Consider the following 24,367-nt stretch of genomic DNA (forward strand, 5'->3'; position numbering starts at 1 on the left):
TGGTCAGGTCAGTCAGCAGACTCCTTCAATGCAATCCGGAGAGTGGAGATGGTAAAGCGAGCTAACGATGCCCCGGCGAAGACACTGTTCAGGAAGATACTGATCGCCAACGACAGTCTCCAGGGCATGGACATCGCGCTCGAAAAAGCCGCACTGATCGAGCACTTCAGCGGTGCCGCAATCGAAGTGGCGGAAGTGATCTACGACACCATTGCCGAGGAACCCGAAGCCGTACTTCCCAGACCTCAACAGGCCGCTCTGATCGAAGGCCTGAAGGCCGCGGAGCGTAAAGGCCTGCGCAGGCTGATCGAGCCCTATGAGTCCCGGGTGGCCGATCTCAGCTGTTCCGTCCTCTGGAACAAGCAGGCTGCAAAAGGTGTGCTGGACGCCCTCAACGGTGTCGATCTGCTCATCAAACCCGTCTCGCAACACAAAATTCTGCTCGATCGGCTGCAGGCCCCTCTGGACTGGTCACTCATGCGCGCAGCACCCTGCCCGGTGCTGATTTCGAAGCAGCCCTGGCCGGTAACCCGCCATGTGGTGGCAGCACTGGATGCGGCAGACACCACACATGCCGCTCTCAACCGGGTGATTCTGGAACATGCGGATCAGATCGCCAGAATACTCGGCTGCGATCTTCACGTGGTGTCTGCCTATCCCAGTCTGGGCCAGACGGTCAATGAACTGCAGGTCGCGATGGACTACGCAGGCATCAAGAAGGATATGCGGGAATCCAGAGCAAAGTTCATCGAGTCTCTCGTAACCGAGGTCGGAGCGGCGGTGACCAGAATTCACCTTCTCGAAGGTCGCGCCAGGGATGTCATTCCCGGAATGGCAAATGAGCTGGGTGCAGCGGTTACCGTGCTGGGTACCGCGGCGCGACGTGGACTTTCTCAGCTCATCATCGGCAACACGGCAGAAGCCATCATCAGCGCGCTGAACAGCGATGTGATCACGGTTCGGGAATCTGGCTGATCGGGGGCGGATACCTGCTGAACTGGCAGCCGTCTTTTTTAACCGTCCGGCCCAGCCGCCATCCGGCTCAACGAATCCATGAATGAGACCGGAAGCGGGAAAACGATAGTAGAACTCTTTTCACCGGCGATCTCTGTCAGAGTCTGCATATAGCGCAGCTGCATGGCCTCCGGACGCTGACTGAGCAGCACGGCGGCATCCACGAGTTTCTGCGCGGCCTGCTCCTCGCCCTCTGCATGAATGATCTTCGCGCGTCGTTCCCGCTCGGCCTCGGCCTGCCGGGCGATTGCCCGGATCATGCTTTCGTCGATATCCACATGTTTGATCTCGACATTGGCGACCTTGATGCCCCACTGATCTGTCTGTTGATCAAGGATTTCCTGGATATCGTTGTTGAGCCTTTCCCGCTCCGCGAGCAGTTCATCGAGTTCGTGCTGACCCAGCACGGAACGCAGGGTGGTCTGCGCCAGTTGACCGGTTGCTTCCATGTAGTTTTCAACATTGATGATGGACCGCTCCGGATCCACGACCCGGAAATACAGAACAGCATTGACCTTCACCGAAACGTTGTCCCGGGTAATCAGATCCTGGCTGGGGATGTCCAGCACCAGGGTGCGCAGATCTACCCTGACCATCTGCTGGATCACGGGAATGATGATGATCAGACCGGGTCCTTTGACTTTCTGGAAGCGTCCAAGCATGAACACCACACCGCGCTCGTACTCGCGCAGCACCTTGAACGCGCTCATCAGCAGGCCGGCTGCCAGGGCGATGACTACAACCGAAAAAATTTCCATTGCTATAACTCCTTAAGCTTCAGACACCGGGGCCGCCTCGACAATCAGGGTCAGACCCTCCTTGCGTATCACGCGCAGCCGCTCACCCGCAGTAACCGGTTTTTCACAGACTGCCTGCCAGATCTCACCGAAGGCTCGAACGCGACCGGTTGATTCAAACGTCTCAATCGCCACAGCCGGAGCGCCTGCGAACGCTTCCGGTCCGGTGCGGACAGCCTGTCCACGCGCCCGTACCGCGGCGCCGATACCGAGCACCACCAGCGCACCGGTGCTCACGGTGAATGCGGCGATTACCGAAAGCGGTACGCTGTAACCAGGGGACTGGGTATCGAGCAGCATCACAGATCCGAAAGCGAACGCCGCCACCCCGGCAACACCCAGCACCCCGAAGGTTGGTGTGAAAATTTCAGCAACCATCATGCCGATACCCACCAGAATCAGCGCCAGTCCTGCGTAGTTGACCGGCAGCATCTGCAAACCATAGGCCCCGAGAAGCAGACAGATCACGCCTACTACCGCAGGCAACACCATGCCCGGATTGTAGAACTCGAGCATCAGTCCGTAGATGCCGATAATCAGCAGGCCGTAGGCAATGGTGGGATCCGTGATCAACTCGAGAAGGTCGTGCTGCCAGTCTGATTCCACGAAGTGGATCGCAGCCCCGGCAGTACGCAGTTGCGTCGATCCACTGCTCAACTTCACCTCAAGGCCATCGACAGCCTGCAGCAGTTCATCCAGATCCCTGCTGATCAGATCTATGACATTCAGTTCAAGCGCTTCTGAAGCGCGCAGATTCGCACCTTCCCGAACCGTTGCCTCGGCCCATTCGATATTGCGCCCGCGCAGTTCGGCCAGAGACTGCAGATAGGCGACCGCGTCGTTGATCACCTTGCGTGTCATCGCGTCGCCTGGTACCGGCGCGGTCGCAGCCCCCTCCGGCGCCCCCTCTCCGTCCGGCGAAGGCTGGGGCTGAGCCGGCACCGGCAGGCTCGGCTGAGGCGCAATGCTCACCGGTGTCGAGGAACCGATATTGGACGCCGGCGCCATCGCGGCGATATGGCTTGCGTAAGCGATGTAGGTTCCAGCACTCGCGGCACGGGCACCGCCGGGTGCAACATAAGTGATGACCGGAATCTCTGCGGCCAGTATCGCCTGCACCACCTGCCGCATGGACTTGTCCAGGCCGCCGGGGGTATCCATGCGGATGATAAGGGCACTCGCACCCGCCGCGCCGGCAGAGTCGATCGATCGGACAATCAGATCCGCGGTTGCCGGGCCGAGCGCTCCATCAAATTCCACCAGCCAGACCCGGGCAGCGGAGTGCCCTGTGGTCCCGGACGGCTGCACGGCATCAGAGGCCGCCCCGGCCGGTTCCGCGGCAGCAAGGATGATCCCGGCGCTCACCGCTGCGGCCGCCACCAGAAGTTTCAGCCATCGGTCCATACAAACACACTACTCGCATGCTGTGGTCAAGCCAACAAACATGTCGTCGAAGGCCTGGCTGATGATGAGCGCAGCACGCTCATCATGGAACGTCTCCCCACCCTGAATCGCGTGGAAACGGTCCATGGCTCCAGTCCAGATCAGGCGCTCAGTTCTGGCGTCGGTGATGCCAACTTTGAGGTGGGTGACAAATCTGTTCAGTTCGTTCGGCGCAACGGTTTCACCGAAGGGGTCACTGTGCATGCGAGGAGGATTCCGATCGATTATTTCCAGTGCGACATTGACCCGTATATCGGCACCCTCGTCCCGCGCAGTCAGCCCGACCCGTTCCAGTGCACCCCGAATCGAGACATCGATCACTTCATGGATGAATCCAGGTACGTTTTCCATGCGCAATGCATAGGTCGAAAAGGGTTCTGCGGTGCCGTGGCAGTGATCGGGAACGTAGGTATCCATGCGAGTGGTCGTAGCACAGCCTGACGTACACAACAGTGCGAAACTGAACAGAACTGCTGCAGCCGCACGCCATCCTGCAGGAAATGGCCCTCCCGCGCCGGGCAGATACTCAGTTTTCCACATCACGCGTTCTTGTCCTTGTCTCTACTTTGCTTTGTTCCGGTTTCCTTTCCTCTATTTTCCGTCGTTCTGTTTTCCTTTGCTTTATCTTCCTTTACGCTTTTTTGTTTTCCTTCCTTGCGGTCTCCCTCATCCGCCTGGATCCGGACGATGAGTACATCGCATGGACTGTTGTGAAGGACGCCATTGGCAGTAGATCCCAGCAGCAGCCCGGTAATTCCGTGACGCCCGTGTGAACCGATCACGATCAGATCCGCGCCGATGTGCTCTGCATGGGCACGGATCTCGACCGCCGGACGGCCGATTCGAGTCGACACTTTCTGTGGCTCGATGCCGAAAGCGGCTGCACGTTCCCGCACGTACCGGGTCGTTTCCGCAGCAATGGTTTCTTCCATGTCGCGCAACGGCCAGGAGGCCGCAAAACTCGCTCCATCCATACCACTGACCCCACCGACCAGCGGCGGCACCACGGTGATCACCTGGTACTCCACAGCGCCCCGGGGGTCGATGCTGGTAGCACCCTCCAGCACGTCTTCCGCTTCATCCGTCGCATCGAGGGCGATAAGCACCTTTCGCATTCTGGTCATAATTGCACCCGGAGTCAGTCTTTGATTCTGATGGTGAGCACATCGCATTCTGCATGATGGAGCACGCCATTCGCCGTCGAGCCCAGCAGCAGCCCCAGGCCATGACGCCCGTGTGAGCCCACCACTATCAGATCGGCTCCCGCGGTCTTCGCGACATCGACGATCTGTGAAGCAGGCGAGCCTATCGTGACCTGCACATCGTCCGCTTTGACTCCAAGTTTCTTGCCCAGCTCCTGCAGTTGAGCGAGCACCTGTACCTGTGCTTCCCGTTCAAAATTGACGGTTGCCTGGGTGTAAGCGGCCATGTCCAGCCCGCCGTAGACCTGGGTGAGTGGCTTGACTACCGAAAGGATCATCAGCTTCGCCCCATGGTCCGTGGCGAGGCGCTTGGCTTCGTCCAGTACCTGCTGTGATTCATCCGACAGATCAATTGCGGCGAGTATGGTTTTGTAGCCCATGTCTGGCTCCTTCGGGTTCAAGATTCGACGGACCCAGGCAGGGTAGCGTGGCGGCGCAATCGCACCATCGGGACATGCCTGGGTGACTCTTCGGTTTCCACCTAGACGTCATCATAGCCAAAGTCTGTCAGTATTGGACTAATCCTCCAGCAGATCGCGGTGCGCGCCTTTCATATGTACAAAACCATACTTGCAGCCATAGAGCTGACCGAGGACGCCGCTTCCCGGGTACTGCGCCGCGCGGCCACACTGCTGGCTCCTGGAGGAAAGCTGATTGTTGCACACGTGGTCGAACCACAGTACGTGCAGTACAGCTTCGACCCCACCTTCACCGGCTCTCTGAATCATGAACTCGAAGCGCAGGCCATCGCCACAGCGACAGGCAGGCTTGCCGAGCTCTGTGCTGCATTCTCCCGGGCGGAGAAGGTCAGCGTGGACGCGCAGATCATCGTGCTTGGCCGGGCGGCCGATCGGATACACGATCTCGCCCGGGATCACAGCGCGGAAGTCATCGTGGTGGGTGCACACAATCAGCAGGGCTGGCACCGGCTGCTGGGCTCCACAGCGAATGCAGTGCTGCACGGAGCACCGGTCAACGTGCTCGTCACCCGGCTGCCGGGATAACAGCCACAGACTCCCTGGGGCACTGAACGCGAACTTCGATCGGAGGGAGAGGCGATGGAGGGAGCGAGTATGGGAAGAGGAACTATGGAAACAGAGACTATCAACGAATCGACCCGTCGCATCAGCGAGGAGCTTCTGGGCGCGGAACTCGTGGCAGGAAAAGAACTCGTGGAGGTGGCAGGCAGCTTCTGGGACACGCTCGAGAAGAGTTCCGAGATACATCGCCAGCAGATTTCCTGGCTGCTGGAGGATCATTCCAGTTTCTGGCGGGACGCTCTGTCCATGGACATGCAACGCAAAACGTCAGCTCTGCCGAATCTGGTCACACACCGGATAGACCATGTACGCAGAGGATTCGATCAGTACCGGCAGCTCCTGGAATCGGAACTTGCGCCACTGTCGAAGATCTGGGCCGATTTTTTCAGCGTAGTGCGCCGGGACTGGCAACGAACGGACACCTGATCGCGATGGCCGCATGAGCGCGAACAGATACTTCGACGCCAGCTACGAACGCCTGTTCGGAGAGGGAGTCGGCATCGATCAGCGTGCAGATCAGTTCTTCAGTAAATTTTACACTCACTTTCTCGCCGACCCGGAGGTGGCCGAGCTGTTTTCCGGTACCGACATGGCCCACCAGGCCGGCATGCTGCGCAGTTCCTTTTTCCACCTTGTCGCCTTCTACGCCAGCCACAAACCCTCCGCAGAACTCGACCGGATTGCTCGCCTTCACGATCGGCTGGGAATCCTGCATGTGCTCTACGACACCTGGCTCGACGCACTGATCCAGACGGTGCGGGAGGAGGACGCCGACTGCGATGAACTTACCGAGATGGCGTGGCGCCTGGCAATGACGCCAGGATTGACCTACATGCGCCTGGTGGGTCATCTTGGGGCTGGACATAGCCGCACCCAAGACTGATTCATGCAACTGCCCGCCCTGGACCGCCTGCCGGTTCCCGTATTCCGCTGCGACGATGAGGGTCGGTTGATCTGGGCCAATGTCGCCTGGACGGAGCAGCTCGGCGTCCCTCCGGGAGAGTTCTGGTACCTGCCCTTCCGGGAATTCGATGCAGCCCAGAGGGCACAACTGCGCAGCCGCTGCATCGAAGCCAATGAGCCCTTTACCATCAGACTTCGCGCGGAGCCACCGGGCAAACCGCAACGCTGGTACGAGCTGGTCGCTCAGCCCGCAATACCGGATGGCGCGAACCAGCCGCAGCTCCTGGGCTCTCTGATCGATGTCACCCAGTACACGCTCGGCAAGGCGGAAACCGAAGCGATCCTGGAAACCGCAGTCGACGCCATTCTGACCATCGACGCCGAAGGCCGGATCGAAACATTCAATCAGGCGGCCTGCGACCTGTTCGGCTACAGCTTCGAGGAGGTCCAGGGTCGCAACATCGCCATGCTGATGGGCAGTCCGCACGCCGCGGACCACGACAGCTATCTCGCCAATTACCTGATAACCGGTGAAAAGAAAATCATCGGCATTGGCCGGGAACTGGAGGCACGCACCGCTTCCGGGGCAATGATCCCCATCTATCTGGCGGTCAGCGAGATCGAACTCGCCGGTCGCCGTCGCTTCACCGGCATCATCCGGGATCTCACCGAGCAGCACGCTGCCCGGGAAGCCCTGGTTGAACAGCGAGAAAAGCTGGCGCATGTGGGGCGACTGAGCACCATGGGTGAGATGACCGCCAGTATCGCCCATGAGATCAATCAGCCGCTGACCGCCATCGCCATGTACGCCCAGGCGGGGGTAAAAATGCTGCAGCAGAACCGGGACACCACGAAGATCATGGATGCCCTGGAGAAACTGAATGTCCAGGCTCTGCGCGCCGGTGCGGTCATCGAAAGAATCCAGCGTTTCGCCCGCGCACAGGACAGCGTGCGTGAACTCGCAGATACCAACGAACTGATCCGCGATCTGCTCAAACTCGCCGGCAGCGACGCGCGCCTTCATTCCATCGAGCTGAAGCTGGAACTGGCGGACGATCTGCCTGCGCTCTTCGTGGATCCCATTCAGATACAACAGGTCGTACTCAACCTGATCCGCAATGCCATCGACGCCATGCTGGAAATAGACTGCAGCAATGGTCGGACCATAGTGGTGCGCTCAGAGTTGAATTCCCAGGGGGAGATCGAAGTCTCGGTCTCCGATCTCGGCCCGGGGGTTGCCGACAACCAGGTAGACCTGCTATTTACCCCGTTTCATACAACCAAAAAGGAAGGTATGGGCATGGGTCTGTCGATCTGCCGCACAATCATCTCTGAACACGGCGGCGAACTCAGCTACCGCAACAAGCCGGATGCCGGCGCAACTTTTTTCTTCCGGCTGCCTCAGCATGACGCCTGATACCCGGCCTTGCGTCTTCGTTGTCGACGACGATGAACCTGTGCGCGATGCGATCGGACTGCTGCTCGAATCCGTGGACATCCATTACGAGACCTACGGCACCGCGCAGGAATTCCTCAACGCGTACGCGCCCGGGCGCACGGGCTGCCTGGTCCTCGACATCCGTATGCCGGGCATGAGCGGTCTTGAGCTGCAGGACCACCTGAAAGCGCGCAATGCACCGATCCCCATCATCTTTATCACCGGTCATGGCGACATTCCCATGGCGGTGGAAGCCATGAAAAAAGGTGCTGTGGATTTCCTCCGCAAGCCTTTCCGGGATCAGGATCTGCTGGACCGGATTCATGAGGCCTTGAACGAGGATGCGGATCATCGCCAGCAGTTCGCCGACCTCGAGTCCATCCGGAGCCGTGTCGCCAGGCTCACACCGCGGGAGACGGAGGTATTCGAGCGTGTCGCCGAAGGTCAGGCCAACAAGGTCGTGGCCATTGATCTGAATATCAGTGAGCGCACGGTGGAAATTCACAGATCCCAGGTGATGCAGAAGACCGAGGCCCGAACCCTGGCCGACCTGGTGCGGATGAAGCTGTTGCTGGATCAGAACAGCTGAGCACGCCGTCGCTCAGAACGCTGCGGATCAGCTTTCGAGCTCGCAGGGGCTCCTTAGGGGATTTCGCGTATGGTCGGGGATGACCGGGATGGCCTAGCTTTCCACTGATGGAAAGCACCCTGGTGTATGTAGTGGACGCGGACCCGGCAATCCGGGACAGCCTGACCACTCTGCTCGACCTCAACGGCTATGAGGTACGCGCCTTCGCGACCGGGGAATCCTTCCTCGCGACTCTGCATGAAGACACAGACGCGCTGTGCATCGTCTGCGAAGCCCAGCTGCCTGATGCCAGCGGACTTGAGATCTACCGGCAACTGGCGCGGCTGAAGATCGACATACCATTCGCCCTTCTCATCAGCCGCCGCAACGACAGCATTGTTGCAACCGCACGACAATGCGGCATCTCCTGGCTGTTCCTGAAACCCCTCGTCTACCGCCACCTGCTGGATTTTGTGGGGGACCTTTCCGTATAATCAGGGATTCTACGAATGGTCCGGTTTGTGTGAGCATCTACCATCCAGCCCGCGTACTATATCCGAAGGCTGACCGATCCGCTCCCGGCGGGCACTCCGGCCATCAACCAGCTGTCAACAACAAAGGAATTGCCGTGGTCACGGAAGATATACCCTACAACCTGGAGGTGGTGCGCTGGTTCGCAGTGATGACGGTGGTCTGGGGCATCGTCGGCATGGCGGTCGGCGTGCTGATTGCCGGACAGCTGGCGTGGCCGGTGTTGAATTTCGATCTGCCCTGGCTCTCTTACGGACGCCTGCGACCTCTGCACACCAACGCCGTGATTTTCGCCTTTGGCGGCTGCGCGCTGATGGGGACCGCACTCTACGTCGTGCAGCGTACCTGCCGCACTCCGCTGTTCTCCAACGGTCTGGCGAAATTCGTATTCTTCGGGTGGCAGACGGTGATCCTGCTGGCCGCCATCACTCTGCCGATGGGTCTGACGACCACCAAAGAATACGCCGAACTCGAATGGCCCATCGACATTCTCATCGCCATCGTCTGGGTATCCTTCGGCGTTGTCTTCTTCGGCACCATCGCCAGACGCAGGGTGGAGCACATCTATGTGGCCAACTGGTTTTACGGCGCGCTCATCATCGGTGTCGCCGTGCTGCACATCTTCAACTCACTGGCGCTGCCGGTGTCGCTGACCAAGAGTTATTCGATCTACGCGGGCTCAGTGGATGCCATGGTGCAGTGGTGGTACGGCCACAACGCCGTCGGATTTTTTCTGACTGCCGGATTTCTCGGCATCATGTACTACTTCGTGCCGAAACAGGCCGAGCGACCCGTGTACTCCTACCGCCTGTCGATCGTGCACTTCTGGACCCTGATCGCCATCTACGTCTGGGCCGGTCCTCACCATCTGCACTACACCAGCCTGCCGGACTGGGCGCAGAGCGTGGGCATGGTGATGTCCCTGGTGCTGCTGGCACCCTCCTGGGGCGGGATGATCAACGGTGTGATGACCCTGTCCGGTGCCTGGGACAAGCTGCGTACCGATCCTATCCTGAAATTCCTGATCGTGTCCCTGTCCTTCTACGGCATGTCGACTTTCGAAGGACCGATGATGTCGATCAAGACGGTGAACGCGCTGAGTCACAACACCGACTGGACCATCGGGCACGTGCACGCCGGTGCTCTCGGCTGGGTGGCCATGGTGAGTATCGGCGCGATGTACCACCTGATTCCCCTGCTCTATGGCCGCAAACACGGCGAGATGTACAGCGTGAAGCTGATCAACCTCCACTTCTGGCTGGCCACCCTGGGCACCGTGCTCTACATCGCCTCGATGTGGGTGAACGGTCTGCTGCAGGGACTGATGTGGCGGGCGACCTCGGTAGATGGCACCTTGACCTACAGCTTTGCTGAAACCGTAGAAGCCAGTTATCCGGGCTACTACGTCCGCTTTCTGGGTGGCGCCATCTTCCTGATCGGAATGTGCATTATGGCGTTCAACGTCTGGAAAACCGTGCAGGGTGAACGGCGCATGGAGTCCGAGGCTCCAGCCACACCGCTGGTCGCTCGCGGAGGTGCAGCGTGAACCATGATCGCATTGAAAAAAATGTCGGCATCCTCATAGCACTGACACTGATCGCCGTGAGTGTCGGCGGCATGGTGGAGATTTTCCCTCTGGTGTTCGAGCAATCCGGGACCAAGCCCATCGAAACCCTGCGTCCTTATCCGGCTGTTCAGCTCGAAGGTCGCGACATCTACATCCGGGAAGGTTGCACCGTCTGCCACACCCAGATGGTACGGCCCCTGCAATCCGAGACCGCCCGCTACGGTCACTACTCAGTCGCCGGAGAGGACTCCTACGAACACCCCTTCCTGTGGGGCTCGAAACGCACGGGACCGGATCTGTCCAGAGTCGGTGGCCGCTACAGCGATGACTGGCACCGTGCGCACCTTGCGGATCCCCGCACCGTGGTACCGGTATCGAACATGCCCTCCTATCCCTGGCTGTTCGACACACCACTGGATGGATCGGATACCGCAACCAAGATGCGCGTGCTGAGAACCCTCGGAGTGCCCTACACGGATGCAGACATCAGTGGTGCCGGCGACGCGGTCGCGGGCTTTACCGAAGCAGACGCCCTGATTGCCTACCTGCAGAGCCTCGGACAGGACATGCGCGGTTATGGAGGCATGCGATGAGCGCCACCCTGTTCTCTCTGCTCGCGGTCACCATCGGCTTCAGTGCGCTGGTCGTCTGGGTTTACTGGCCTTCCAACCGTCAGAAGCTCGAAAGCTACGGCAGCATTCCGCTGGACCTCGAGGAGGCCCAGGACGGGGGGACCTCCGCCGGGCAGGATTCAACCGACCCTGAGGGAGTACGGACATGAGCAGCGGCTGGAGCTGGTTCGTCATCATCGGCACCATCGGCAGCCTGCTGTGGTACCTCTATATGCTGTTCGCCAACCGTCGAACTTCCGGCAAGGAGACCACCGGTCACAGCTACGACGGCATTGAGGAACTGGACAGCCCTATGCCCATGTGGTGGGTGGGATTGTTCGTGGCGACAGTGATCTACGCAGGCCTCTACCTTATCTACTATCCCGGCCTCGGCAATTTCGCGGGAACCGCCGGATGGACGTCGGTGGGTCAGTGGCAGGAAGAAGTTGACCGCCACACCGAGCGCTTCGCTCCGCTGTATGCGTCTCTCGCCGAACTGTCGGAAGAAGAGCTGAGTTCTGACCGGCGCGCGCTGCAGGTCGGCAGGCGCCTGTTCCTGAACAACTGCGCCACCTGCCACGGTGTCACAGCCCGTGGTACTTTCGGCTTCCCGAATCTGACAGACGATGAATGGATCTGGGGTGGGGAATTCAGCGCGATACAGCAGACAATCTCCAATGGCAGAACGGGCATCATGCCACCCTGGGGTGCAGCACTGGGTGACGCAGGCGTCGCTGATGTGACGCAGCATGTGCTCCAGCTCGCCGGTCGGGATCATGATGAGGCCGCCGCGGCACGCGGTGCGGCCCAGTATCAGATATTCTGCGTGGCCTGCCATCAGGCAGACGGTTCCGGCAATCCCCAGCTCGGTGCACCCAGACTCAACAACGACAGCTGGCTTTACGGCAGCAGCGCGGACGAAATCGCATTCACTATCCGCCATGGCCGGAACGGCAACATGCCGTCCTTCGCCGAGTTCCTCGCGGAAGACAAAGTCCGCATCCTGGCCGGTTACGTCCGTTCGCTCGGCGACAGTGCCTCCGGCACCGGCTCGCCGAGCGGCAGATAGGCCATCCGGATGAACGGCGCCAGCCAGACTCCTGAAGATCCGATCCGCCTGGAGGGGTTCGGTCCGCAGGATCTGTACAAGAGCCGGGAGAAAATATTCACGCGTTTTGTTGGCGGCTTCTATCAGCGGCTGCGCTTCTTCAGCGGCTGGCCGCTTCTCATGGGCTACTTCCTGCTGCCCTGGTTCAACTGGAACGGCCGCCAGGCTGTGCTGTTCGATCTCCCCCAGCGCCAGTTCCATATATTCGAACTGACATTTCTCCCTCAGGATTTCTGGCTGCTGGGATGGCTGCTGATCATCGCCGCCTTCGGGCTGTTCACGGTAACCACGGTCGTGGGACGGCTCTGGTGCGGGTATACCTGCCCTCAGACTGTCTGGACTGCCATCTTCATGTGGGCAGAACAACTCGCGGAAGGACCCAGACACGCGCGCATCCGGCTCGAAGAGGCACCCTGGAGCATTGAAAAGCTCCGCAAACGCGCCTTCAAACACACCATGTGGCTGGGCTGGGCCGGACTCACCGGACTTGCCTTCGTTGGCTATTTCACGCCGATCCGCGCGCTTACCGCAGACCTTTTCACCCTGGAAGCCGGTGGCTGGTCGGTGTTCTGGATCGCATTTTTCACCGCGGCCACCTACATCAACGCCGGCTGGCTGCGTGAACAGGTGTGTATCTACATGTGTCCCTATGCGCGATTTCAGTCCGCCATGCTCGACCAGGACACCCTGATCGTCTCTTACGACACGGCGCGAGGTGAGAAGCGGGGTCCCCGCAAACGCTCAACCGGACATGCCGAACTCGACGCCGGCCTCGGCGACTGTATCGATTGCCACCTCTGTGTACAGGTCTGCCCTACCGGTATCGATATCCGTGATGGACTGCAGTACGAGTGTATCGGCTGCGCCCAGTGCATCGACGCCTGCAATCAGGTGATGTCCAAAATGAACTATCCGAAGGGGCTGATCCGCTACACGACCGAACGTGAACTTGCCTCGGGCACTACCCACTGGCTGCGCGCCCGCAGTGTCGGCTATGCGGCCGCACTGACCATCATGACGCTGGCTTTCTGCATCGCACTGTTCAACCGCAGCACGTTCGAGGTGGATGTGCTGCGCGAGCGCGGCGAGCTGTTCCGCACCAGTGCCAAAGGTATGGTCAGCAACGCCTACAGTCTGCGCGTGGTCAACAAGACCCAGTCCCCCCAGAACTACAGCGTGGTCGTCGAGTCGGCGCTGCCCATCGAGCTGATTTCCGCGGACGCGGTAGCCGCGGCGCTGGCATCGGAACCTGGCGAACTGGTGGATGCCCCCATGACCCTGAGTGCACCGGCAGCAGCGATTCAGTCACCGAACACGCCGGTGACGATCACCCTCTGTGAAACTTCCAGCGGCGAATGCGTATCCGAAGTGAGCAGCTTCCTGGGGCCCACGTCATGAAACGCCTGACCCTCTATCTGGTGATCCTGATCCCCGCTGCAAGCGTCGCGATGGGTATCGTGAATCTCTATTTCGCTTTCAGTGATCCGGACCCGGTGGTCCGACTCCAGGCCCCCCCCCTGGGTAAAACCAGCTGGCGGGATACGGTCCCTGCAGACAGAGAAACGGACACGCCGCCAGTGAGGCAACAGGTGCCCGCTCAGCGATGACCATCAGCACCATCAGTGTTTCCGACATGCACTGCGCCGCCTGCAGCAGTAAGATCCGCCAGGCGCTGGCCGGCCTGCAGGGCATCCATGCGGCACACATCAACCCTGCAAAACGCATGGTGTTCGTGGACCATGATCAGACCCTGAGCGCCCTGGAGCTGCTGCGCCAGATCGAATCCGCCGGGTTCAGTCCGGCACTCGCCGGCGGCGACGATCACGACGCGGTGCAGAGAGTTTTGCTCAAGCGCTTGGGGATCGCCGGCCTGGCGATGATGCAGGTGATGATGGCTGCCTTCGCGCTCTATGCGGGAGCCTTCAATGGCATGGAGCCCGCCTATGTGCGACTGCTCGAACTCACCAGCCTGATCTTCTGCATTCCGGTGGTGTGCTATTCGGCTGTGCCGTTCTTCCGCAACGCACTGTCTGTTCTCGCGAACCCCGGACGCGGCATCAATATGGATGTACCGATCGCGCTGGCCATCGCAATAGCATTCACAGCCAGCCTTCTTGCGACCGTCCGGGGCACCGGGGACGTCTACTACGACTCGGTGGTGATGTTCACCTTTCTCCTGCTCGGCGCACGCTACATCGACAATCGACTGCGCCGCAGGTTTGACGCCAGCAGCAGTCTGCTGGCTGCCCTGCCAGCGTTCGCCACCCGCCTGCGGGACGGTACCAGGGAATCGATCAGCGTGGCAGCAATCCGTGCAGGCGATCAGATCCGGGTTGGAGAAGGAGAACAGGTACCAGTAGACGGTGTGCTGATCTCCACCCTCGCCACCCTCGATGAAGCGCTCCTCACCGGAGAGTCAGACTGGGTACGACGCAGTGCGGGGGATGCCGTCTACGCCGGCACCCTGAATCGCGGTGCCAGCTTCGAGATCCGTGCCACAGCCGCCTATGAGCGCTCGCGGATCGCAGACATCGCCGCACTAGCAGACAGGGCTGAGATCCGCAATGCGCCTTCTGTGCAACTGGCAGACCGGGTTGCCGCCGTATTCGTGCCCGGCATTCTCACGATCGCCGCCCTCACCTTCGTGGTCTGGTCCTTCATCGATCCGGACCGCGCTCTGCTCGCCTGTCTGACCGTACTGGTGGTCAGTTGTCCCTGCGCGCTCTCCCTGGCGACACCGGCAACCCTTACTGCCGCCATGTCACGGCTGCGTCAGTTCGGCATCGTCCTCACCCGCAGCAGCGCGCTGGAAGAGATGCTGAAGATTGATCGTGTATTCTTCGACAAGACCGGCACCCTGACCCTCCACGAGCCGACAATCCAATCGATCGAGATACTCGACCCGACCTTCAGCAAAGCCCGCTGTCTCGCGCTCGCAGCATCCCTTCAGCAGTATTCTGCGCATCCCTATGCACGCGCCTTTGCAACGCGCGCCTTTGCAACGCGCGCCTTTGCAAACCCGGGCCGTGGCAGCAACGCCGGCCGCACCGGCGCCATGGGGGCCGTCGACCCGGTCGGAACCCTCGATTCGGTCGAGATCCTCGACGGTGTCGAGACCCTCGACAGTGTCGAGACGGTGACCGGCCAGGGTGTACGGGGACTCTGGCACGGGCGTTCGGTAAAGATCGGTTCGCCCACTTTTGCAGGCAGCGAAGCTGATGTACATTCCCGCGCCGTGTACCTGGCTGTCGACGGTCTGCCACGCGCCCGCTTCACACTGTCGGATCAGATCCGGGAGGATGCGCTTGGCTCGGTCACTGCGCTGAAGTCGCTGGGGATCGAACCGGTCATGCTCAGCGGCGATGCGGACAGCCGCTGTGCCGAGACAGCGGCTGAACTCGACATCGGTTATCTGGCGCGCCAGACTCCCGAGTCAAAACTGGCCCATCTCGATCAGCAGAAGGCCGATGGTCACCAGGTGCTCATGGTGGGTGATGGCATCAATGATGTACCGGTGCTCGCCCGCGCCGATGTGTCCGTAGCGGTAGTGGAAGCCAGCGACCTGGTCAAATCCAAAGCCGACGTGCTGCTGCTCACACGCAGGCTCGGCCCTCTGGTGGACCTCTTTACCATCGCCCGGACCGCCGGTCGGATAACCCGCCAGAACATGCTCTGGGCATTGATCTACAACGGTATTGCGATACCGGTGGCCGCACTGGGTTTCATGCCGCCCTGGCTGGCAGCCCTGGGCATGGCGAGCAGTTCGACCCTGGTGATGCTCAATGCCTCCAGGCTGCTGCATACACCCGCTTTCGGGGAGCGTTGAAGATGGAAGTACTGCTGCTGCTCATTCCCGTGTCCATCGTGCTGATCGCCATCGCCGCTGCCCTGTTCACCTGGGCGGTCAACCACAACCAGTTCGATTCCCTGGACAAACACGGTTTCGACATATTCGAAGAAGACGGAGGAGACAACCCATGAAGACGCTGTTGAACGGCATACTGATCCTGTTTGCCCCACAAGGTACCTGGCTCAGCATCGCTGCGGAGCGTCCGGGTGTGACCAGGGTGCTCTGTCTGCACACGCTGCCCTTCGCGCTCATTCCTGCTCTGTGCTGGTATCTCGGGGTCACCACCCAGGGCTGGACGATTGCTGGAGATCCGGTGCGGCTCACCGCGCAGAGCGCCCTGCCCCTGTGTGCGCTCTTCTATTTCGCGATGGTGGCGGGTGTGCTGTTTCTCGGCTACATGGTGAGCTGGATGGCGGGTTCCTACGGAACCCAGGGCGGCCTCGCAAAGGGTACTTCCCTGATAAGCTATACAGCGAGCCCCTTTTTTCTTGCCGGGTTTCTCGGGCTCTACCCGGTCCTCTGGCTGGACATCATGATCGGCACCCTGGTGGCCTGCTATTGCATCTATCTCCTCTACCTGGGTACGGGACCGGTCATGGAGGTCGCTCCGGAGCGGTCCTTTCTCTACGCCAGCGCAGTTTTCGCTGTCGCCCTGGTGAGTTTCGTCGCGCTGCTCGGCGCAACCGTGGTCATGTGGGACTTCGGACCCGCACCGGAATACACCTACTGATACGGGCCGGATTGAGACACTATAGGCGCTTGATCTTCCCCGTTGCCTGAATCCGGCTGTGCTGCCGGAAGGGTGCAGCGGTGATTCGAACAACCGTCTGGAGGCATCCGTCATGGCAACACGCCGTCAGTTTCTGGCAACAACCACCGCCGCTACCGCCCTTTCCGGCTGTGCGGTCGGCACAGCAGGCGCCGGTGCCACCACCGGCAAAGGCAGCAATCCGGTTTTCCAGCACGGAATCGCCAGCGGAGATCCGCTCGCTGACCGGGTGATGCTTTGGACACGCATCAGTACTGCCGATTCGAGTGTGGTGCCCGTGCGCTGGCTCATCGCCAGCGATGCCGCACTGAAAAACGTAGTCAACCAGGGCGTGATCAGTGCCCTGCCCGAGCGGGATCACACGGTTAAAGTCGATGCGGTCGGCCTGCAGCCGGGACGCACCTACTACTACCGTTTCGATGCCGCCGGCGAAGCCAGCCCAATCGGCCGCACCCGTACCCTCCCGGAGAAAACCGCCAGCCGCCTCAGATTCGCCGTGGTGAGCTGCTCCAACTTTCCCTTCGGCTACTTCAATGCCTACGGCCGGGTAGCAGAACGGGACGATCTCGACGCAGTACTGCATCTTGGCGATTACTTCTACGAGTACGCGCCCGGTGAGTATGGCAATGGTGCAGAGTACGGCCGCTCGCACCTGCCTGCACGGGAAGTGATCAGTCTGTCCGACTACCGCACCCGCCACGCCCAGTACAAGACGGATCCGGATCTTCAGGAAGCCCACCGGCTTCATCCCTGGATCTGTGTGTGGGACGACCATGAGAGCGCCAACAACAGCTGGCGGGACGGAGCGGAAAATCACAATCCGGATCTCGGCGAAGGTGACTGGCCGGCGCGTCGCGCTGCCGCCATTCAGGCCTATCACGAGTGGCTGCCGATCCGGGAACAGCCCTCGGCCAACGGCCCGTTTATCTACCGCAGCTTTCGCTTCGGCAGCCTTGCGGATCTCATCATGCTCGATACCCGTCTTTACGGCCGCACGAAGCAGCTCGATGACCGCAAGGACCGCAGCGGCCTCAAGGATCCTGCCCGCACCATTCTGGGTGCCGATCAGCAGGCCTGGCTGGCGGAGCAACTGCGCGCCTCGAAGCGCAATGACCGTACCTGGCGCCTGCTCGGTCAGCAGCTCATGTTCGCGCAGCTGCTCGACGAAGAAGGCGTGCTGCTGAATGTCGATCAGTGGGACGGCTATCCCGCATCCCGCGATGCCGTGCTCGATCAGCTCGCCGCCGAACACATCGACAACACCGTGATCCTCACCGGAGACATACACAGCGCCTGGGCCATGGACATCGCCCGCGATCCTTACAGTTCCGCGTACGATCCGAGCAGCGGACGTGGCTCTCTGGCTGTGGAGCTGGTCACAACCTCGGTCACCTCACCCGGCCCCTGGCGCGAAGCCGAGACGGTTGCGGAACGAGAGCGCGAACTGATCGAGCAGCGTCCCCATATTCACTACGTGAATCTGCGCGAACACGGCTACCTGCTGCTGGATATCGACAGCGAGCGCGCCCGCGGTGAGTTCTGGATGGTGGACACGATCTCCCGGCGCAGCAGCGGACAGCGGCTGGCGACGGCCTATGTCACCGAAAACGGGGCGAATCATCTGGTGAAGGATGCCTGAAGGCGATAAGCCGATTCCGGAACTCCGCAATTGGAGTCTGTCGGGGGTGGGAATCAGCAGGGGAATCCGGGTCTCGCTCGGGCGCTCCGCGAGGCATTAAACGGGCGTACAGGAACATTCGCGACCGGCGCCGCGCATAAACGCGCATAAATAAGGCAGCCCCGGGACATCGTGCCCGCTTGCGCATGCTTTCGAGGTGGGCGCTGCAAAGGAGTATGATGCGGCAACCCGGTCAGAGGCAGTGTTTATGGTCGCAGCATCCAGATCGACAACAGGTTCGTCTGCAGTGCGCGAAGTCCGTACGTTCTGCCGGGTCTGTGAACCGGCCTGCGGGATGATCGCCACAGTCGACGGCGATCGGCTGATCAAGCTCGCCGCAGACAAGTCCCACCCGATCTCAGAGGGCTTCGTGTGCAACAAAGGCATCTACGGCCTCGATATGCACAACGATCCGGATCGTCTGCGATTTCCCCTGCGCCGCACCGCGCAGGGTGAGTTTGAGGAAATCAGCTGGGATACCGCCCTGGCCGAAATCGCCGCACGTCTGAGCGCGATCAAAACCGCCAGAGGCGGCAATGCCATCGGCTCCTATACGGGTAATCCCACCGCTTTCAACGCGCTCTACGGCCCCTCTTTCGGCAGCTTCATGCGCCAGCTCGGGGCGCGGCGCCACTTCAGTTCCGGCACTCAGGACTGTGCAAACAAATTTGCGGCCAGCGAGGCGGTGTTCGGCACCCGTACACTGCACCCGGTCCCTGACATCGACAACTCAGACTTCATCCTGCTGCTCGGTGAGAATCCCGCGGTCAGCCACATGTCATTCGTGTCGATCCCCAATCCGATGGCACACCTGAAGGCGGCACAGGCCCGGGGCGCCCGGATCCTCTATGTGAATCCGCGCAGGATCGAGTCCGCCCGTGGCGCGGGGGACGTGCTGCACATCCGGCCGGATACGGACGTCTATCTGCTGGCTGCGCTGATCCACGAGATCGGTGCGGGCAAAGGTTTCCACGCGGACACCCGCGGATTTCATGCGGATGCACGCAGTCACGGTCGCGGTCTCGAACAGCTTCAGGCCTTTGTTGCCGCCTACCCGGCAGAGCGGGTGGCAGGGGTGACAGGCATTCCTGCTGCCGAGATCCGTCAGCTGGCGCAGGATTTTGCGGCAGCACCCAGCGCCTGTGCGCACATGTCCACCGGGGTGAACATGGGCCGTCAGGGCACCCTCGCCTACTGGCTGCTGCAGATGCTGCTGCTGGTGACCGGTAATCTGGGTCGAACCGGTGGCAATTTTTACTCACTGGGTTTCTACGAACGCGCTCCGGCCGCGGGAAAAGCGGTGCCGGAAGGGTATCTCGAGACACCTTTCGGCGAAGTCCGCAAGCCCGGTGGTGTGGGCATCAGTCTGCCGGGTAACCTGCTCGCAGACTACATACTCGACGACCCTGATCCTCTGCGTGCGCTTTTCGTCAGTTCCGGTAATCCGGTTCTGTCCATCGCCGGCGAGCAACGCATGCGCGAAGCCCTCGAGTCCCTGGATCTGCTGGTCTGTGTGGACATCTACCGCAACGCCACCGCAGAACACGCCGATTACGTTCTCCCTGCCGCCGGTGCATTCGAACGGGAAGACATCAATATCACCGGCCTCGGTATGCAGTTCAAGCCCAGTGTGCAGTACACCGAAGCCGTCGTGCCTCCGGCCTACGAACGCCGGCCGGACTGGTGGATCTACGAATCCCTGTGCAAGGCGATGGGCTTCACCTCTCTGCTGGATGAAGCTGAGCCCAACCTGTGGGGTCGGGTCGATGCAATGCTGCGTTCGCGCGGCTACTCGATGGCGCAGTTGCGCAGCGAGCAGATCATTGCCCTCGAGCGATCCCGGCCGGAGGAATTTCTTAAATTCGTGCAATCGGAAGATCAGCAGATCGACTGCTTTCCGCCGAGCTTCGACAAGGCCCTGACACGCATGTCAGAGATATTCGCTCAGCTCGAATCCGAACCGGCGGGCGCGCTCAAACTCATCTCGAAACGGGACGCCTACACGTTCAACAGCTGGTTCGCCAATGTCGACAAACTCAAACGTGGCGATCGCGACCGCAACTATCTGTTCATGCATCCGGGTGATGCCGAGCGCAGACAGATTGTGGAAGGTGCCGCGGTGACCATCCGCAACCGGTATGGAGAAATACAGGCACCGGTGAAACTCACCGATGACCTGATGCCCGGGGTGGTTGCGATGACGCACGGCTGGGGACACGCCAGGAGTCGGGGAATGCAGGTCGCCCGGGAACGGGCGGGAGTGAACTGTAACGTGCTGCTGCCCTCCGGGCCTGGCAGCTTCGAACCCCTGTCGAGCCAGGCACATATGACGGGTATCGCGGTAGAGGTGACGCCCCTTTAGTGCCCGTTGGACATGGCTGGTGCCTGGTGAGCGGAACGAACACTTCGGTGCGGCCCACTAATCCGGCGCGACACCGACCACGATGGCGGTAGAGCAGTGGTACAGGCTGCTGCCGTCCCCCAGACACCAGTTGATGTCATTGCTCTTGTCCGGCCGGTACATGGGCCGATCGCCTTCGTTGCGATTGCAGAAACAGTGACCACAGGCCGTCTTGCCACAGCAGTCGTTGTAGGAAATCACATAGCTGTGGCCGTCCACCGGATTCCGGCAGGTGCCCACCCAGGTGATGGGCGACATGGTGGTACCCGGCGGGCAGGCGGTCTCGGATCCGCCGCAGCAGCCGCAGAGAAAACCGTCGATGGCACAGTAGCGCCAGTAGTCGCAGGAACGGGCATCACCAGCATCGGGAGCGCCGTCACCCGGTGCGCCACCATGCGCGCCGCCCGCTGCCCGGGCAACCGGCAGCAGCGGCAGACCCGCAGCGCCCACGAGCACCGTACCCATGGCTTTCAACCAGCTTCGACGTGATGTGCGCCGGGCCAGGTCACGGGCGGACTGTTCGATGAGACGATCAAACCAGCTCATCGTGCACCTCCTTCCGATCGGGTCGACGGCGGACTCAGGGAATGCACAAACAGGGGGAACTCCATCTGTAAATCCAGCGTTGTATTGTGGTCTCCCTGTGCGCTGTAGAGGTCAATGCTGCCCGCAGCGCCGGTCACAATGATGGACGCGGGATCCGTCGCGGCCACAGTGATCGCCAGCCCCCACTCTCTCAGGGCGAAATCCCCGATTCGAGTGCCGGTTGCAGCGTCGTAACTCCAGACCTGATCACCCCCGTCCTTATGAGTACCCTCAGCACCATGCGAATGCATCAGCACATGCACTCGGCCCTGAGCATCCCCCGCCGCAGGCCAGGCACCACCCGGACGCCAGCCCGCAGACCGCTCCTGGGCCGTTGTCAATGACCAGGACGCCATCACCCGGGCCGGATGCGCACTGACATCGATGGGAAGCAGATTACCAGTGAAGGTCGGGAAGTAGGCTACACCGTTCACAATCGCCGGTTTTTCCATCATCGCGTCCTCGTCGACATCGATGAAGGGCGGGATACGGACGGCGTCTGCCACGCTGCCGTCTTCCTGCAGCAGGGTGGAGCGCGCACTGCCGTCGCTGCAGATCGAGAGGAATCCCCGGGCGGCTACGGGAATCGTGAAGGCGCAACCGGGCAGCGGGACTTCTTCTGCGACCTTCTGCTGCACCACATCCACCACCGTCACCGACTGGGCCGGTGTGTAGTTGTAGATAAGCAGGAAACGGCCATCGCCGGTAAGCGTCGTCTGAAATCTGTTGGGCATCCCGGTGAGCCGTTTCGCCGGCACCACGACCTCCGCCTTCACACCCAGGGTTGCAGGGTCATAGATGGTAACGACATCCGTGCGCTCCCCACCCCGACCGCCCCGGCTGTGGAAGGACTCCACCACATAGAATTCGTTGCGGGCGTGACCGATCAGGAAGCTCGCAAAGAAGTCCGCGGACAGGATCCCCTTGATCTGACCACCACCCGGTATCCGAGGGTCGACGATGAAGAGCTTGCCTTCCCGCATGTGATTGAATGCGGTGTCGTGCACGATGAGCCAGTGCGCCGGATAGGGGCTGGGCAGGCTGGTGATGGTGCCGACCGGTTCCGGCTCCAGGGTCGCAGCCAGGGCTGGCTGCGGTAGACTCGAGACCATCATGACCCCGAACGCCGCAGTCAGTATCGGCAGCCGCCTCAACCGATGCGACACACCGTCACGCCTGTGCTGCCAGCGCTGCAGACTTCTCATGCGGACTCCCCTGTCAGCCATTCCCCCGCCGAGTCTAGGCAGCTGGTTCAGAATTGTCGAACGCCGGGTGAGCCAGCAGCGGAGTCCCTTCCGCGTCGCCGCCGGATCCTCCCTCCAGACCCGGCCATGACAGCCGGATTACTCGTCGCCCTGCTGCTGTTCGGTGCCGCCCTGCTGCCCGATCGCCTGCCCGCCGCGGGGTTCGGCTGGGATGCCCTCAATGGGCTGGGAATCAGCGCCCTCGCGCTGCTCATTGCCCTGGCCTGGGACGCGGAGTCGCCTTCGCGCACGGTGCGGCTGCGCCTCCATCAGAATCTCGCCCTCGGTGCTCTGGTGCTGGTGACTGCTCACAGCGTCGGCTTTCTGCTCTTCGATCCCCTGCTGCTCGAACACCTGAAGCCGACGGCGCCCGTGCACATGCTCATTGCCCTCGCCGCCCTCCTGATCATTGTGATACTCGGCATCACCTCCTTTCCCGGCATCCGCCATCGTATTTACGCAGGATTCCGGAATTTCCGCCGCTGGCACATCGCCCTGTCGCTGCTCGCTCTGGCGGGCAGCCTCTGGCACCTGCTCGGCATCGGCTCTACCTTTCAGGGGCCCTGGCGAACAGGCGTGCTGGTCGCTGGGGCCGCCCTGCTGCCCCTGGTCGCCCGCTTGCGCCGCGCCAACGGCGGGCACAGGGGCTGGAGTCAGCCGCCGGCGGACATTCGTGCAGCAGATCGACACGCAATAGCCGCGACCGCTGCCGGGCTGTGTCTGGCTGTCGGCTATGGCCTGTTGAAAAATCTGTGAGGACGCTGTTGCGCAGTGCCGTTGTGCTGATGGTGCTCGCCGGGTCGGTGTGGACCTGCGACGGCTATCGACAACAGGCTCGCGAGGCTGCGCCCATGCTGCCGGTTACTTTTGCCCATGCGGATCACACTTCGGTGAACTGCATCACCTGTCACCACAACTTCATCGATCAGACCGGACAGGGGCTGTGCTTCGACTGTCACAAAAATCACCCGGACGTGCGCGGCCTCCGGGAGGCGCAGTTTCACACCTTATGCAGGGACTGCCATGCGCAGCGACAGGCCCAGGGTGACGAGGCGGGCCCGCTGCGCAGCTGCAAAGGGTGCCACGTCGCGGACGACGCCCCCTGATTGCCGTTATCCGCAGCCGCTCAACCTTCGACGATTGCCTTGAGCGCACTCAACTGACGGACGGACCAGCCAGCTTCGTACCCTTCCAGTTCATCCCCCGCACCCGCACCGAGACGCTCGAAGCCATGGTGAAACAGCTCGACCAGGGTCCCTTCATACATCGGTACCAGGCGCAGGGTGAGCAGGGTGGACACCGGCCATTGATGCGGCGGGTGCCAGTTGTTCTCGAAAGTCATCTCACAACCAGGCTCCCAGACGATCAGCTGGCCACCGAAGGGACGCACTTCCTCATCGACGACCACACTGAGTTCGATACGTCCTCCCAGCACGGGTTCGAAGTAGACCAGCTCATGCCCGCGCCCGAACCAGGCGGAAAGGCGATGCATGGTCTCGAATTCCTGCCAGATCTGTGAGGCCGAGGCCGCCATCCAGAGTCCTCTGCGCACGTGCAGAGGACTGATTGATACGCCCATGGGTCTGCTCCCGCCGTTACAATGCTGCTGATCTTACCT

The 24,367-nt window shown here is 61.1% G+C and carries 28 protein-coding genes; 20 read left to right on the forward strand and 8 right to left on the reverse strand.

Annotation, left to right across the window (positions count from 1 at the left end; translation table 11 throughout):
- Window positions 1-48 precede the first annotated feature (48 nt).
- Window positions 49-975: a universal stress protein gene (locus R3E82_07640; GenBank protein MEZ5550742.1), complete on the forward strand. Its 927-nt coding sequence runs from the start codon at window positions 49-51 to the stop codon at window positions 973-975.
- A gap of 38 nt (window positions 976-1,013) precedes the next feature.
- Here R3E82_07640 and R3E82_07645 read toward each other — a convergent pair whose 3' ends face one another.
- The 5 genes from R3E82_07645 to R3E82_07665 all read right to left on the reverse strand — a co-directional run bounded on the left by R3E82_07645 (window position 1,014) and on the right by R3E82_07665 (window position 4,836).
- Entirely contained in the window at window positions 1,014-1,772 is a 759-nt protein-coding gene (locus tag R3E82_07645) for a slipin family protein (GenBank protein MEZ5550743.1), read from the reverse strand.
- Window positions 1,773-1,784: 12 nt separating this feature from the next.
- Window positions 1,785-3,215, reverse strand: a complete 1,431-nt coding sequence (locus R3E82_07650) for a nodulation protein NfeD (protein MEZ5550744.1) — start codon at window positions 3,213-3,215, stop codon at window positions 1,785-1,787.
- 9 nt (window positions 3,216-3,224) lie between these two features.
- The gene (locus R3E82_07655; protein ID MEZ5550745.1) at window positions 3,225-3,671 is read right to left on the reverse strand and encodes a DUF4136 domain-containing protein; all 447 of its coding nucleotides are present in this window, start codon (window positions 3,669-3,671) and stop codon (window positions 3,225-3,227) included.
- Window positions 3,672-3,793: 122 nt separating this feature from the next.
- Window positions 3,794-4,378 carry a universal stress protein gene (locus R3E82_07660; protein ID MEZ5550746.1) on the reverse strand — a complete coding sequence of 195 codons (585 nt, stop codon included), beginning with the start codon at window positions 4,376-4,378 and terminating at the stop codon, window positions 3,794-3,796.
- Window positions 4,379-4,392: 14 nt separating this feature from the next.
- Window positions 4,393-4,836: a universal stress protein gene (locus tag R3E82_07665; GenBank protein ID MEZ5550747.1), complete on the reverse strand. Its 444-nt coding sequence runs from the start codon at window positions 4,834-4,836 to the stop codon at window positions 4,393-4,395.
- A 159-nt stretch (window positions 4,837-4,995) separates the two neighbouring features.
- On the opposite strand from R3E82_07665, the gene R3E82_07670 reads away from it, so the two are divergent.
- From R3E82_07670 to R3E82_07750, 17 genes are all read left to right on the forward strand, one after another.
- On the forward strand, window positions 4,996-5,460 hold the full coding sequence (locus R3E82_07670) for a universal stress protein (GenBank protein ID MEZ5550748.1): 465 nt from the start codon (window positions 4,996-4,998) through the stop codon (window positions 5,458-5,460).
- Between the two features lie 84 nt (window positions 5,461-5,544).
- Window positions 5,545-5,922 (forward strand): hypothetical protein, encoded by a 378-nt coding sequence (locus R3E82_07675; protein MEZ5550749.1) that lies wholly within the window; start codon window positions 5,545-5,547, stop codon window positions 5,920-5,922.
- A 13-nt stretch (window positions 5,923-5,935) separates the two neighbouring features.
- A complete protein-coding gene (locus R3E82_07680; protein MEZ5550750.1) occupies window positions 5,936-6,379 on the forward strand; it encodes a globin in 444 nt (147 codons plus the stop codon).
- A gap of 3 nt (window positions 6,380-6,382) precedes the next feature.
- Window positions 6,383-7,816 (forward strand): PAS domain S-box protein, encoded by a 1,434-nt coding sequence (locus R3E82_07685; protein MEZ5550751.1) that lies wholly within the window; start codon window positions 6,383-6,385, stop codon window positions 7,814-7,816.
- The gene (locus tag R3E82_07690; protein ID MEZ5550752.1) at window positions 7,806-8,426 is read left to right on the forward strand and encodes a response regulator transcription factor; all 621 of its coding nucleotides are present in this window, start codon (window positions 7,806-7,808) and stop codon (window positions 8,424-8,426) included. Before R3E82_07685 ends, R3E82_07690 begins: the two co-directional genes overlap by 11 nt.
- A gap of 107 nt (window positions 8,427-8,533) precedes the next feature.
- Entirely contained in the window at window positions 8,534-8,899 is a 366-nt protein-coding gene (locus R3E82_07695) for a response regulator (protein MEZ5550753.1), read from the forward strand.
- A gap of 188 nt (window positions 8,900-9,087) precedes the next feature.
- Window positions 9,088-10,482: a cytochrome-c oxidase, cbb3-type subunit I gene (gene ccoN / locus R3E82_07700; protein MEZ5550754.1), complete on the forward strand. Its 1,395-nt coding sequence runs from the start codon at window positions 9,088-9,090 to the stop codon at window positions 10,480-10,482.
- Window positions 10,479-11,096, forward strand: coding sequence for a cytochrome-c oxidase, cbb3-type subunit II (gene ccoO / locus R3E82_07705; GenBank protein MEZ5550755.1), 618 nt, complete (start codon window positions 10,479-10,481; stop codon window positions 11,094-11,096). The genes ccoN and ccoO overlap by 4 nt, the downstream gene beginning before the upstream one ends.
- Window positions 11,093-11,284, forward strand: coding sequence for a cbb3-type cytochrome c oxidase subunit 3 (locus tag R3E82_07710; protein MEZ5550756.1), 192 nt, complete (start codon window positions 11,093-11,095; stop codon window positions 11,282-11,284). The genes ccoO and R3E82_07710 overlap by 4 nt, the downstream gene beginning before the upstream one ends.
- The gene (gene ccoP / locus R3E82_07715; GenBank protein MEZ5550757.1) at window positions 11,281-12,183 is read left to right on the forward strand and encodes a cytochrome-c oxidase, cbb3-type subunit III; all 903 of its coding nucleotides are present in this window, start codon (window positions 11,281-11,283) and stop codon (window positions 12,181-12,183) included. Before R3E82_07710 ends, ccoP begins: the two co-directional genes overlap by 4 nt.
- Before the next feature lie 9 nt (window positions 12,184-12,192).
- Window positions 12,193-13,620 (forward strand): cytochrome c oxidase accessory protein CcoG, encoded by a 1,428-nt coding sequence (gene ccoG / locus R3E82_07720; protein MEZ5550758.1) that lies wholly within the window; start codon window positions 12,193-12,195, stop codon window positions 13,618-13,620.
- Window positions 13,617-13,829 carry a hypothetical protein gene (locus R3E82_07725; protein MEZ5550759.1) on the forward strand — a complete coding sequence of 71 codons (213 nt, stop codon included), beginning with the start codon at window positions 13,617-13,619 and terminating at the stop codon, window positions 13,827-13,829. Before ccoG ends, R3E82_07725 begins: the two co-directional genes overlap by 4 nt.
- The gene (locus tag R3E82_07730) at window positions 13,826-16,048 is read left to right on the forward strand and encodes a cation-translocating P-type ATPase (GenBank protein MEZ5550760.1); all 2,223 of its coding nucleotides are present in this window, start codon (window positions 13,826-13,828) and stop codon (window positions 16,046-16,048) included. The genes R3E82_07725 and R3E82_07730 overlap by 4 nt, the downstream gene beginning before the upstream one ends.
- Before the next feature lie 2 nt (window positions 16,049-16,050).
- Window positions 16,051-16,203: a cbb3-type cytochrome oxidase assembly protein CcoS gene (ccoS, locus tag R3E82_07735; protein MEZ5550761.1), complete on the forward strand. Its 153-nt coding sequence runs from the start codon at window positions 16,051-16,053 to the stop codon at window positions 16,201-16,203.
- Window positions 16,200-16,802 (forward strand): Yip1 family protein, encoded by a 603-nt coding sequence (locus R3E82_07740; protein MEZ5550762.1) that lies wholly within the window; start codon window positions 16,200-16,202, stop codon window positions 16,800-16,802. Before ccoS ends, R3E82_07740 begins: the two co-directional genes overlap by 4 nt.
- A 112-nt stretch (window positions 16,803-16,914) precedes the next feature.
- Window positions 16,915-18,480: an alkaline phosphatase D family protein gene (locus R3E82_07745; protein MEZ5550763.1), complete on the forward strand. Its 1,566-nt coding sequence runs from the start codon at window positions 16,915-16,917 to the stop codon at window positions 18,478-18,480.
- A 286-nt stretch (window positions 18,481-18,766) separates the two neighbouring features.
- Window positions 18,767-20,881, forward strand: a complete 2,115-nt coding sequence (locus R3E82_07750; GenBank protein MEZ5550764.1) for a molybdopterin-dependent oxidoreductase — start codon at window positions 18,767-18,769, stop codon at window positions 20,879-20,881.
- 57 nt (window positions 20,882-20,938) lie between these two features.
- On the opposite strand, the gene R3E82_07755 is transcribed toward R3E82_07750, so the two are convergent.
- On the reverse strand, window positions 20,939-21,466 hold the full coding sequence (locus tag R3E82_07755) for a methylamine dehydrogenase light chain (GenBank protein MEZ5550765.1): 528 nt from the start codon (window positions 21,464-21,466) through the stop codon (window positions 20,939-20,941).
- Window positions 21,463-22,710 (reverse strand): amine dehydrogenase large subunit, encoded by a 1,248-nt coding sequence (locus R3E82_07760; GenBank protein ID MEZ5550766.1) that lies wholly within the window; start codon window positions 22,708-22,710, stop codon window positions 21,463-21,465. Before R3E82_07760 ends, R3E82_07755 begins: the two co-directional genes overlap by 4 nt.
- A gap of 126 nt (window positions 22,711-22,836) precedes the next feature.
- Between R3E82_07760 and R3E82_07765 the strand changes: the two genes are divergently transcribed.
- Together R3E82_07765 and R3E82_07770 are read left to right on the forward strand one after the other, a co-directional pair.
- A complete protein-coding gene (locus tag R3E82_07765; protein MEZ5550767.1) occupies window positions 22,837-23,505 on the forward strand; it encodes a ferric reductase-like transmembrane domain-containing protein in 669 nt (222 codons plus the stop codon).
- An 8-nt stretch (window positions 23,506-23,513) separates the two neighbouring features.
- A complete protein-coding gene (locus R3E82_07770; GenBank protein ID MEZ5550768.1) occupies window positions 23,514-23,855 on the forward strand; it encodes a cytochrome c3 family protein in 342 nt (113 codons plus the stop codon).
- Window positions 23,856-23,875: 20 nt separating this feature from the next.
- Here the strand turns inward: R3E82_07770 and R3E82_07775 are convergent, their stop codons facing one another.
- Entirely contained in the window at window positions 23,876-24,328 is a 453-nt protein-coding gene (locus R3E82_07775; protein ID MEZ5550769.1) for an SRPBCC domain-containing protein, read from the reverse strand.
- Window positions 24,329-24,367: the final 39 nt, after the last annotated feature.

The organism is Pseudomonadales bacterium, assembly GCA_041395945.1.
Taxonomy (GTDB): domain Bacteria; phylum Pseudomonadota; class Gammaproteobacteria; order Pseudomonadales; family Azotimanducaceae; genus SZUA-309.